Source organism: Sutterella sp. (genome assembly GCF_030539355.1).
Lineage (GTDB): Bacteria > Pseudomonadota > Gammaproteobacteria > Burkholderiales > Burkholderiaceae_F > Sutterella.
The window spans coordinates 1-10,679 of record NZ_JAUNSF010000104.1; the positions used below are offsets into that span (position 1 = coordinate 1).

General features: G+C 62.5%; 11 protein-coding genes. 3 read left to right on the forward strand and 8 right to left on the reverse strand.

Annotated elements, in window-relative coordinates:
- Positions 1-361: 361 nt before the first annotated feature.
- On the forward strand, positions 362-724 hold the full coding sequence (locus tag Q4F91_RS11370; protein ID WP_303337796.1) for a hypothetical protein: 363 nt from the start codon (positions 362-364) through the stop codon (positions 722-724).
- Positions 725-1,098: 374 nt separating this feature from the next.
- Complete coding sequence (locus tag Q4F91_RS11375) at positions 1,099-2,436, forward strand: nitronate monooxygenase (RefSeq protein ID WP_303337798.1); 1,338 nt, start codon at positions 1,099-1,101, stop codon at positions 2,434-2,436.
- 1,173 nt (positions 2,437-3,609) lie between these two features.
- Here Q4F91_RS11375 and Q4F91_RS11380 read toward each other — a convergent pair.
- The 3 genes from Q4F91_RS11380 to Q4F91_RS11390 form a co-directional block, all read right to left on the reverse strand.
- On the reverse strand, positions 3,610-4,026 hold the full coding sequence (locus Q4F91_RS11380) for a helix-turn-helix domain-containing protein (RefSeq protein ID WP_303337800.1): 417 nt from the start codon (positions 4,024-4,026) through the stop codon (positions 3,610-3,612).
- A 383-nt stretch (positions 4,027-4,409) separates the two neighbouring features.
- Positions 4,410-5,375 carry a hypothetical protein gene (locus Q4F91_RS11385; RefSeq protein WP_303337801.1) on the reverse strand — a complete coding sequence of 322 codons (966 nt, stop codon included), beginning with the start codon at positions 5,373-5,375 and terminating at the stop codon, positions 4,410-4,412.
- Positions 5,376-5,398: 23 nt separating this feature from the next.
- Positions 5,399-6,352 carry a hypothetical protein gene (locus Q4F91_RS11390; RefSeq protein WP_303337803.1) on the reverse strand — a complete coding sequence of 318 codons (954 nt, stop codon included), beginning with the start codon at positions 6,350-6,352 and terminating at the stop codon, positions 5,399-5,401.
- Positions 6,353-6,658: 306 nt separating this feature from the next.
- On the opposite strand from Q4F91_RS11390, the gene Q4F91_RS11395 reads away from it, so the two are divergent.
- Positions 6,659-7,036 (forward strand): TM2 domain-containing protein, encoded by a 378-nt coding sequence (locus Q4F91_RS11395; protein WP_303337805.1) that lies wholly within the window; start codon positions 6,659-6,661, stop codon positions 7,034-7,036.
- Positions 7,037-7,130: 94 nt separating this feature from the next.
- On the opposite strand, the gene Q4F91_RS11400 is transcribed toward Q4F91_RS11395, so the two are convergent.
- The 5 genes from Q4F91_RS11400 to Q4F91_RS11420 all read right to left on the reverse strand — a co-directional run.
- On the reverse strand, positions 7,131-8,015 hold the full coding sequence (locus Q4F91_RS11400; protein ID WP_303337807.1) for a Crp/Fnr family transcriptional regulator: 885 nt from the start codon (positions 8,013-8,015) through the stop codon (positions 7,131-7,133).
- A gap of 167 nt (positions 8,016-8,182) precedes the next feature.
- Entirely contained in the window at positions 8,183-9,079 is an 897-nt protein-coding gene (locus Q4F91_RS11405; protein ID WP_303337809.1) for a Crp/Fnr family transcriptional regulator, read from the reverse strand.
- Between the two features lie 161 nt (positions 9,080-9,240).
- Positions 9,241-9,999, reverse strand: a complete 759-nt coding sequence (locus Q4F91_RS11410) for a C45 family peptidase (protein WP_303337811.1) — start codon at positions 9,997-9,999, stop codon at positions 9,241-9,243.
- Entirely contained in the window at positions 9,915-10,334 is a 420-nt protein-coding gene (locus tag Q4F91_RS11415; protein ID WP_303337813.1) for a C45 family autoproteolytic acyltransferase/hydolase, read from the reverse strand. The genes Q4F91_RS11410 and Q4F91_RS11415 overlap by 85 nt, the downstream gene beginning before the upstream one ends.
- A 107-nt stretch (positions 10,335-10,441) precedes the next feature.
- Positions 10,442-10,679, reverse strand: a 238-nt coding sequence (locus Q4F91_RS11420; RefSeq protein ID WP_303337815.1) for a hypothetical protein, incomplete at its 5' end; no start/stop codon positions are given.

A 10,679-nucleotide genomic window follows, 5' to 3' on the forward strand; every position in this document is an offset into this window, starting at 1 on the left:
AGCCTCGCGAGTTCTCGCGGAGTTCAGCCTTTCGGAGCTGTCAAAGACAGGAAAATGCCAAAAACTGCTTGATGCGTGCCAAAGGGAATGCTTATCCGTGCACGAACAGAAGTAACTGTCAATAAGGGTAAATACGTAGCACAAGCAAAATAAGCGGAGGGGACCGGCGATGATGCCCAACAGTCCGAGGAAAAGCGCGCTCTTTGTAAATTTGCCTAATCTTGCCGCAAGGGTTGCTTCGAAAAAGATTGCTTGAAATTGAATTCTGCGATACAGTGAAGTGTACGGAGCGTGACCCGAAGTTCTCCCCCCGGAACGAGCGCTCTTTTATAACGACCCCGAACCCCAAGGAGGTGTCACCATGTCAGCAGCTAAGGAAGCCGGAGCACGTCCGGCGGTGATGGTGAGACCGCGCAAGCCTCTCTCGAGGAAGAAGAACCAGAAGCATCCCGGCTGGGGCGGAGCACGCCCGGGCGCGGGCAGAAAGCCTGAAGGGGACAAGCCCCTCGACGCGATGCTCGTCGTGCGCTTCACGAAGCCCGAACGCGACCTCTACAAGGCCGTGGGCGGCAGCGCCTGGATGAGAAAGCTCGTCAACGCGATCCTCGAGAGCAAGCCCGACCAGGAGAGTCTGGAGATTCTCAAGGAACGCCCGATGGAGCACCCCGTCGTGCAGCAGTTCGTCAAGGACGCGGTCGAACGGCTTCAGGCCGAGGAAGAGTAAACATCCTCACCGGCCTCGAACCGGATCCACAAAAGCCATCAGTTGAAGACCCCGCGGTTTCGTATGAGATCGCGGGTTTTTCGCATGCGTTCAGGAGCACCGGCGGCTGCCGGCGACGATTCCGGCGGGGGCGGGCCGCCGCCGGGCACGGTCATGACCGCGGGCTCCTCGGAAAAAAAGGGGGCAGGGGAGGGGCAGAAAGCTTAGCGCGCGAATAGCACAGATCGGGGTCTGATGGGAAGGGGAAAAACCCGTGTTTTCACCCAAAAACGGGGCCGTGAAAAGGCCGCTGAAACCTTCAGACTTCTCTCCTGACCGCAGCACAGGTGCCGCAAAGAGGTTTCGGCACCCACACACATCAGGAGACAGACCAAGTGCTTACGCTCAACAGCTTCAGACTGCCGCTTCTCGGCCAGGACCGTTCGCCCCTCATGCTCGGCGGGATGGGCACGAACATCTCGACCGCCGAGCTTGTGCTCGCACTCGAGAAACTCGGCGGCATCGCCAACCTCTCCGACGCCATGCTCATGGAGGTGAGCGACCGCCTCTTCGGCACGCGCTTCACGGCCCAGAAGGCCAAGCGCTACGCCTCGGAGCGTGACAACCACGACAAGTCCGCGGAGCTCTTCGACCTCTCGCAGGTGCGCGAGGCGACGATGCGCTACGTCTCGGACGTCATGAGCCGCGCGACCGGAAAGGGTCTCGTCCTCATCAACTGCATGGAGAAGCTCACGATGAACTCGGGCGTCGACGCTCTGGCAACGCGTCTGAACGCCGCGCTTGACGCGGGCATCCAGGGCATCACGCTCTCGGCGGGCCTGCACCTCTCGAGCTTCAAGCTCATGGAGCAGAATCCGCGCTTCCGCGACGCCGCGCTCGGCATTATCGTCTCTTCCTCGCGCGCGCTCAATCTTTTCCTGCGCCGCAGTGCCTCGACGAACCGCCTTCCCGACTACGTCGTGGTCGAGGGCCCGCTCGCGGGCGGCCACCTCGGCTTCGGCATGGACTGGGCCGAGCAGCGTCTCGAGAACATCCTGCGCGACGTGAAGAACTTCCTCGCCGAGAAGGGCCTCAATATCCCCGTGATCGCCGCGGGCGGCATCTTCACGGGCGGCGAGGCGACGAAGCTCCTCGACGAGGGACTCGCCGACGGCATCCAGGCCGCCACGCGCTTCGCCGTCACCCAAGAGAGCGGTCTCACCGACATGGCGAAGCAGGCCTTCTTCAACTCGAAGCCGGAGGACATCGAGGTCAACCACCTCTCGCCAACGGGCTACCCGATGCGCATGCTCCGCCAGTCGCCCGCCATCACGAGCGACATCCGTCCGAACTGCGAGGCCTACGGGTACCTGCTCTCGCACGGCGAGTGCTCGTACCTGAAGGAGTGGCGCGAGCGCCATGCCGCGATGGACGCGGGCGAGGAGCCGGGCGAGAAGGTGAAGTGCTGCCTCTGCACGCACATGCGCAACTACAAGGTCTGGACCTGCGGCGCGACCACCTCAAGGCTCAACGAGACGAGCGTGCGCACGAGCTCGGGCGAGTGGATCCTGCCGACCGCCGAGGATGTCTACAGCGACTACATGAACTCGACCGGCACCCACATCGAGCTCCCGAAGGCCGCGAAGGAGTACCTAAAGACCGCGGGCGCCGCACCCTCGCAGCCGAGCTTCGGCAGCGTCGCGCCGGCCGCCTCGGCTGCCGCCGGCAGCTGATCGCAGGCCCTGCGGCCACCGAATTCTCCCCGCTCTGGCAGGCACCGCTCCTGATGTGCCTTTTTGGGGGAGCGGGGAGAACCTTCACGAAGCGCCCCGGAGTGATGAGCTCCGGGGCGTTGTCGTCGATGGGTTCATGGGATTCCGCGAGGCGGCTCCGGCGGAACTTGAAGTCTGAGTCTGGAGTCCGGTCAGACTGACGACGTCTCTGCCGCTCACCACCGGAACGGAGTGCTTCCACTTGCCGGCCGGCCTCGCCGCCCCGGAGAGACGGACAGGGAGACGCACCTGATGCACTGCGGCAGTGCCGTTGCGACCGCCTGTCGCCGGGCCCGAAATTTGTTGGATCCAACAGGCGCTCATCGGCGGGATTCTGCAGCCGGGATTTGAAAGGAAATCAGTTCGGATATTTTATAAGATAATTCCAGTGTGTCGGAGCTCGGGAGGCTTCTGTTCGAAATTCAAAAGGTTTGATTTGTTTTAGAATTCCAGTTCATTTTATTCGTTGATTTGTGTCTTGATCTATTTTAATCTTTAATTGATCTTTATATTTCTGAACCCTATGCTCATTTATTTTACTTTAGGGGTGCGGAATTTTAAATTTAGTCAATTGTAAATGGGGCGAGATCTGAATGATCTGACGATTCAGTGTCCTGCGGAGTTGAAATCCGACTCGCTAAATTGATCATCGGTATTCCGGTGGCGGAATTGTTCCTGGAATCATCCGGCACGGATTGCCTGGCATGGCGTCAATGGACGCGGTGAATAAAGGGAATAAGCGGTGATAAATGCCGCGAATAAAGCTGATGAAACTCGGGGTCGGTGAATCCGGAGAAGGGATGTCGGCAGACGGGGCCTGAGCCGCGATGAAGTCCATCCGGCGGTTCCGTCATGGCGGCGGGAATGAGTGTCCCGGACATTCATCCCTTTTCAGTGTGAAGCCGCGTCGTTCCGCGGTCTGTCAGGGCTGCGCACGGGTCGGTGCCGTCGAAGCCGACGTGACACTTTCAGCGATTCCCCGGGGATTCACTCCGCCGCAGTGCATTTCCTTGTGACTCGAGAAAAAAGACGCTGGAATGACGCTTCTATCAGCGCTTCGGCGTCCTCTTTTTTCCGCAGGGAATGGCGGGCGGATGCGGTGGGAATGAAAATTGAACAACCGTTCAGTTATCTTTATTTCCCTTCGTCTGAATCCGTGGATTCAGGCGCGGCATTCCCGTCCTCTCTGCAGCGGCTGCACTGCGGGGCGAGCTCATTTTTCCCGTCCGAGTAGATGCTGCTCGCCCAGCGGCAAAGCGCCTGCAGGATCGGGACGGCGGATTCTCCGCGCTCGCTCAGGCGATAAGTCGTCCTCGGGGGCATTTCATTGAAACGCTCGCGCACGATGAGTTCGTCTCGGATCAGTTCCTTCAGAGCCGATGAAAGAACCGGGTCGGAGATGTCCGGAAGTTCGCTTCTGAGATCAGAATAACGGATGTTTTTTCTGTCATTGATGATGCAGAAGATGCGCAGCTTCCATTTGCCGCTGAAAAGACTCAGTCCGTATTCAGCGGGGCATTTGATTATTTTATTGGATTTTTGCTGGTACATGAACTGGTTTCAATTAATGGAATCAATCTGAACCGCGTGCCCGGGGGCGGCAGCGTGGTTTGGGGTCTCTGCGTTTGGGGTGTCCTTGCCGCAGCTGCATCTTCTGCTTCAATAATAACCCCCGGGGGATGTTTTTGCCCTTGATTCCTAACTTAGAATTTTCTAAGTAATGAGCCTCTTTTCGGTAGTGACGCCGATGAAATGTTCATGTATCAGGAGGCCGCATGGCGAAGTGAAACAATCACTGCCGTGACTTGATTTTTTCGGTTCCGGGTGAAAAAGGAATTGCTCCTCGCCCGGGCGCAGTGCACGGAGATGGTGCGCAGCGGTTCACCCGGCGCGGTCGGTGGAACTGCGCCGGTGGAAGGGAAGGAAGAGGAAGGTCACTTCGCCCCGGTGTCGTTCACGGGACCGTCCGCGGCGGTCCTCGCCGGCGGCAGCGTCGGCTGGACCGACGGATCGACGTAGAAGTTGAGCCGGCCTTTCTCGACGATGAACTCGAGCGCCGCGGAGCCGCCGTGAAGGCGGAGGTCGAGGTAGACGTACGGCGGAAGGTACTCGGCCGAGCGCATCGCGATGAGCGCCCAGTCCACGCGCTTCTCGTGCCCGAGCTGGTCGCGGATGAAGAGCTCGGTGTCATCGGGCCCGAAGACCCAGCTGCGCTCGTACGGCGTGAGGTCGCCCGCGTGCTCGGTTGCGTACTCCGGGAGGTTCGAGCTGATTCTCGCGAAGCAGTCATCCTCCTCAGTGCAGCCGGCGCTCTCCATGCGGACAACGATCTTTCTCGCATGCTCGTCGCCGAGGTAGGCGTTGTCCTCAAGGACCTGGATCTCAGCCTCCGGGCAGAGGTCCCGGGCTGCCCGCTCGAGCGCCTCGGTCACGCGGCCGATGATCCAGTCGCGGGCCTCGTCGGCCGTCGGAGCGTTTCGCTCCGGCACAAAGCCCACGATGTTGTGGCCTTCGTCCGAGGAGATGGGGACGATGCTCGTGACGAGGGCGGTGGTGAAGTCAAGGCCCACTCCGACGGTGAAGCCGATGAGCATGCCGCTCAGGCTGCCGCTTCCCAGATTGGTGAGGCCTTCAGTAAAGTGCGTGCCGATGACGGGGGCGGGACGGGGCGACCCGGCGACAGGCTCCTCGGATATCTTCGTCACGTCGATCGGAGTTGTGCCGTCGTACCTGTACCGGCCTTCGAGGTTGAAAAGCCGGTTCACGTTCAACGCGTGACTTACCTCCGGGTCGTACACGAAGGGCTTCTCGGGGCTTGCGTCCATCGGCGGGAGGCTCGAGCAACCGGCGAGGAGCATCGGGAGCGCAACTGCTCCCGCAAGGAGTGTCTCTCTGAGCATGAGATGTCCAGGTCGGTTGACGGTCACTTTTTCTTCGCTTCAGCCCCGTCCTTCACGTCGGCGGCGGTCTCCGCCTGGGGCTTCGTGGGCTGCACCGACGGCAGAACGTAGTAGTTCACGCGCCCCTTCTCGACGATGCATTTAGGTGTGCCCGACCCGGCGTGTTTCTGGACATCAATGTAGGTGTACTCAGGAAGGTAGACCGAAGTGCGCATAGCGACGAGCTTCCAGTCAACGCTGCCCTCGGTCCCGGCCTTGTCACGGATGGTGAGCTGGGTGTCCAGATCTCCGAATACCCAGAAGCGCTCGTGGGGCGTGAGGTCGCCCGCGTGCTCCATGGCGAACTCGGGCTGGTCGGCCGCGATTCTCGCGTAGCAGTCGCTATTGTCATTGCAGCCGTAAGTTTTCTTGCGGATGACGACGCGTCTGGCGTACTGGTTGAGGACGAACGAATCGTCGTTGATGACCTCGATTTCCGCATTCGGATAGAGGTCGCGCGCGGCTTTCTCGAAGGCTTCTGTCACCGTGTCCACGATCCAAGTGCGGGCCTCGTCCGATGTCGGAGCAATGCGAACCGGGACGAAGCCAAGGATGTGATGCATGCCTTCATTGCGATCCGGCGTGATCAGGGAGAGCGCGAGACCGAGACCGGCGCTGACGGCGGCGGCTTTTCCGAGGCTGCTCGTGCCCGGGAGGCTGCTTCCTGCGGCGCTGTAGAGGTTGCCCGTCCAGGCTGCAGTGGTCACCAGCGGATCCGGGGAACTGAGTCCTTCATAGGGCTTCGTTTCGATGGGAATTGATCTGTCAAGCTCTCCGCTGTGAAAGAGGTGGAAAAGCAGGGCGACGTTGCGAGCATGGCTGATTTTCGGATCGTAGACGTAGGGCTGTTCGGGGCTCGCACCGAGATGAGGGAGCGCGCAGCCCGCAAGGAGCATCGGGAGCGCGGCGGCCCCGGCGAGGAGAGCTTTTCTGAGCATGAGGATTAAGAGAGGAATTGAGCGCAGAAGCCCGCGGGATTATTGGGAAATACGGGCAGAACAGTGCAATTATCCGCAAATCCCGGGGGACGCTTCAAGAGACCGGATGCGTCGCTGACGAGGGCGCAGCAGGACGCGGGAAGACCGTCTGTTCGGCAGAGACGTCAATTGACGCATGGGTGTGGAAAATGGAGACAGGGCCGGCGGAAACGGGGCTCCATTGATGAATCTCCGTCGATCCCGCGGCCTGTTCCTCAATCCTCTTTTTCGGGAGAAATCATAGACAATCAAATCACCACGGAAGTCATGCAGCTCATTGAGACGCGCGTCTCGAACGAGAAGAAGTCGTCGCTCACGGCTTATGCGCTCTGGTTCTTCCTCGGCTACCTCGGCGTGCACCACTTCTATCTCGGCCGCACGAAGACGGGCCTCTTCTATCTCGTGGGCGGCATCATCGGCTGGATCTGCGTTGGCTTCGGCGTCCTCGCCATGGGCGCTGACAACGGTCATTCGGACGCCTCCGCGGGCGGCCTCTTCGCAGCAGCCCTCGGCGGTATCCTCGTCATCCTGATCGGCATCGGGCTCATCATCGACCTCTTCAGGATCCCCGGCTACATCGACAAGCACCGCACGGCGCTGCGCGAGAAGCTCACGCAGACCTTCCTCGCGACCGGTCACTTCTGAGTGACCATTTCCCCGCTTCGGCGGGGTTCCATGAAGGACTGGGCCCGGCGCTGCAGCCGGTCCCGGTCCCTTCCACTTCTCTTTCCTCAGGCCGTCACTCGATCTCAGGCTTCTCGTCGGCCCGCATCGTCTTCACGTCCTGCGCGGCGATCAGCATGTCGGCGACCCACTTCGGTCGCATCGGGGTGGCGTCCTCGCCCTCGGCGTGGCGCATCCAGGCGTGGATGCCCTGGAGCGCCTCGACCTCGAGCGAGATGAAGTCGCCGGAGCGGCGGAAACCGTAATGGTTCTTGAGGTCGGCGAAGATCTTGTCGATCGTCACCGACGAGGCGCCGATCATGTCGGCGAGGTTGTGGTTGCGGCAGGGCGCGGGCATCGTGACGCGCAGTTTCCCGTTTTCCTCCGTGAGCGTGCCGTAGTAGAGCGCCCAGGCGAGAAGCACGGACTTCACGCGCTCGACCGCGGGGAGCAGTCCCATGATCGCGAAGGCCATGCGGTCCGTGAGACCGATGATCTCGGTGTAGGCCATCGTCTGGCGGATGAAGTCGACGGGGGCCTGCCAGAGCGCCCCGTGCGTGGCTTCGTGGCTGATGACGAGGCACTTCGTGTGCGTGAGCGCGACGTAGCGGCCGATCGCTGCGCGGCCGGTCATGAAGTTGAGGTTGCCCGTGGCGAGGCGCCCGGGAGGCGAGAGCGCCATTGAGGCGCCCGTCTGTCCCTCGAGCGTTGCGACAATGCGGCCGGTGAGGCCCGAGAGCACGTAAATCAGGTTCCTCACCTGCACGTTCGGGCAGAGCGACTCCCCGGTCTCGAACTCGCGCAGCTCCCCCTTCTCAAGGAAGATGCGGCGGGAGGCCGCGAAGGCGGGCGGTGCCACCCACGGCATCACTGGCACCCTCGGCCCCATCCAGCGCTCCCAGTCGAAAACAAAGCGGCAGCGTTCTGTCGCGGCCAGCCATTCGGGTGAGAAGTTGCGCATGGGGACGGCTCCTGGGAAAAGGGCCTGAATCGGCCGGAGACGGAGGGATCCCCTGATTGTAGGGAAGTGCCAAGCGTGTGTGTCCCGCAGGCGCTTCTTCGCGGGACTGACAGATCTGTCCGGGGAGAGCGCGCGGGCTTCGACCGCGCTCTCTCCCCCGGGGCGAATCAGAGGCTGCGGCGGTGCGCCTCGGGGAGCTCGTCCGGGCGCATCGTGCGCTCCTCCTGGGCGGCGATGAGCATGTCGGCCACCCACTTCGGGCGCTGGGGCTTCGCGTCCTCTCCGTCGGCGCGCCGCATCCAGGTGTGGAGGTCCTGAAGGGCGTCCACTTCGAACGAGATGAAGTCGCTCTTCCTGCGGAAGCCGTGATTGTTCTTCAGGTCCGCGAAAAGCTTGTCGATCGTCACCGAGGAGGCGCTGATCATGTCGGCGAGGTTCTGGTTGCGGCAGGGCGCGGGCATCGTGACGTGCAGCTTCCCGTTATCGTCCGAGAGCGTGCCGTAGTAGAGCGCCCAGGCGAGGAGCACCGACTTCAATCGGTCCATCGCCGGGAGCAGCCCCATCACTGCGAAGGCCATGCGGTCCGTGAGGTTGATGATCTCGGAGTATGTGAAGCACTGCCGGAGGTACTCCGGCCGGGCCTTCCAGATCGACTCGCGCACCGAGTCGTGGCTGATCACGAGGCACTTCGTCTTCGTGAGCGCGAGGTAGCGTCCGATCGCGGGGCGCCCGGAATTGAAGTTGAGGTTGCCGGTGGCAAGGCGCCCGGGAGGGGAGAGCGCCATGGAGGCGCCCGTCTGTCCCTCGAGCGTCGCGGCAACGCGGCCCGTGAGCCCGGAGAGCACGTAGATGAAGTGCCGCACCTGGATGTTCGGGCAGATCGGTTCGCCGCTTTCGTACTCGCGGATTTCGCCCTGTTCGAGGAAGATGCGCCGCGCGGCGGGGAACATCGGCGGCACGACCCAGGGGACGACCGGCATGCGGGGGCCGGACCAGTCGGGCCAGTCGTCGGCAAAGCGGCATCTTTGAGTGGCCGCGAGCCACTTGTCGGAGAAGTTGCGCATGTTTCAGAGAGGCTCTTCTCGCGGGAGCCCGGTCGGATCAGCAGTTGAGGTATATCAGCCGGTCAATTCTATCGGCACTCTCTTGAAAAGAAGCGCATGAAAATGCAGGCATTCCGGAAAACCAGGGAGACCCGGGGATCTCCCTGATGATGGGGAGGCTTTCACTTCAGCACGTACCGGCGCGGTTTCGTGCAGCACGGGCTCCCCTCGGTGAGCCAGACCGTGCGGTCCTGCACGTCAAGCACCATCGCCCAGAGCGACGTGTGGCGGTGGTACTCAGGCAGCGCCGGGTCGTCATGGCGGCAGACGCTGTCGGGGGTGCCGGCGTGGTCGGAGAGCACACGGAGGAGCTTCTTCGGCGTGACGCGGCCCTCGAGCGGGCGCGTGAGGCGCCGTATGCGGTCGAGCCTCGTGTAGGTCGAGGTGAAGGAGTAGCGCGTGGCTTCCTTTCCCTGCAGCATCACGGGCGAGAGCCAGTGGTTCGTGTGGCAGAGCATGTGCCCGTCGCAGAGCAGGATGTCGAGCTCGGTCGGGGCCGACTCGACCGCGACCACGAGGCCGTCGGCGCTCACGAGCCCGATGCAGCCCGCGCCGGCGCGGCTTGCCTTCGCTACCGCGTCGATGGCCTTGGGGAGCGTCGGCTGCGAGATCGCACCGCGCAGCAGCACGTGGAGCGGCACGCCCGCGCGGCCGCCGCGCGCGGAGAGCGCGTTGAGGCTCACGCCGATGCCGGCGGCGTTGAGGCCCTTGCCGCCCACGAGTCCCGCCTCGGTGATGATGAGGGCCTTCTCGTAGGGGGCCTGCTCGATCTCGAGGAGCACTGTGGTGTCGACACCTATCGACCACCAGTCCCAGGTCTGGGCGAGGTAGACCTTGCCGTCGGGCGTGGACTCTCGGGCGGCACGCCGATCACCGAGCACGCGTCCTCGGCCTTGTCCTTGATCTGCGCGAACATCACCTCGGAGCGGCAGTTCATGAGCAGGATCGTGCGGAAGTCGACGCCCGCGCCCTCGGCGATGCCCTGCATCTCCTCGATCAGGTCGGGGCGGTAGGCGCGGATCGGCTCCTCGTAGACCGCGGCCTTCTCGTACGCGGTCTCCCAGCTCATGTGCGCCTCCTTGTCGAAGAGCACGCGGTACTCCTCGATCACGCGGTGGATGCGTTCCTTCGCGGCGCGCCCGTAGGCGAGGCCGCGCTCGTGCGGTGTGCCGCTCACCTTGATGTACTGGTGATGGCTCTGGACTTCCTTGGTCATGGGAAGATTTCTCCGGTTTGAAGGTGGTCAGTTCCCGTCAGAATGGCGCGGCCGCGGGGGTTTGTCAAACCGGAGAGCGTGATCACGGGACACCGTGGAGGCAGGGATCACTTCGCCCTGACGAGCCCTGACTTCCGCACGGCCGCGATGAAGTCGCGGATGTTCGCCTGTCCGCTCGCGTTTCTCGCCGCCATGAAGCGCGCCTGACCGAAAAGCGACGTGTCAAACGGCACCTCGGCGTAGCTCTCGATCGACTCGCGGAAGATCGGCCTGCCGGTCTCGCGGTCCATGATCGTGTACTCGACCTCGGACGTCGTTCCGAAGCCCACCGACATGTGCGGGGAT

Bases quoted from the DNA above. Each gene is read 5' to 3' on its own strand.
- Q4F91_RS11405 (WP_303337809.1), bottom strand. From the start codon at position 9,079: ATGCGCAACTTCTCCGACAAGTGGCTCGCGGCCACTCAAAGATGCCGC.
- Q4F91_RS11390 (WP_303337803.1), bottom strand. From the start codon at position 6,352: ATGCTCAGAAAAGCTCTCCTCGCCGGGGCCGCCGCGCTCCCGATGCTC.
- Q4F91_RS11415 (WP_303337813.1), bottom strand. From the start codon at position 10,334: ATGACCAAGGAAGTCCAGAGCCATCACCAGTACATCAAGGTGAGCGGC.
- Q4F91_RS11395 (WP_303337805.1), top strand. From the start codon at position 6,659: ATGCAGCTCATTGAGACGCGCGTCTCGAACGAGAAGAAGTCGTCGCTC.
- Q4F91_RS11380 (WP_303337800.1), bottom strand. From the start codon at position 4,026: ATGTACCAGCAAAAATCCAATAAAATAATCAAATGCCCCGCTGAATAC.
- Q4F91_RS11400 (WP_303337807.1), bottom strand. From the start codon at position 8,015: ATGCGCAACTTCTCACCCGAATGGCTGGCCGCGACAGAACGCTGCCGC.
- Q4F91_RS11370 (WP_303337796.1), top strand. From the start codon at position 362: ATGTCAGCAGCTAAGGAAGCCGGAGCACGTCCGGCGGTGATGGTGAGA.
- Q4F91_RS11385 (WP_303337801.1), bottom strand. From the start codon at position 5,375: ATGCTCAGAGAGACACTCCTTGCGGGAGCAGTTGCGCTCCCGATGCTC.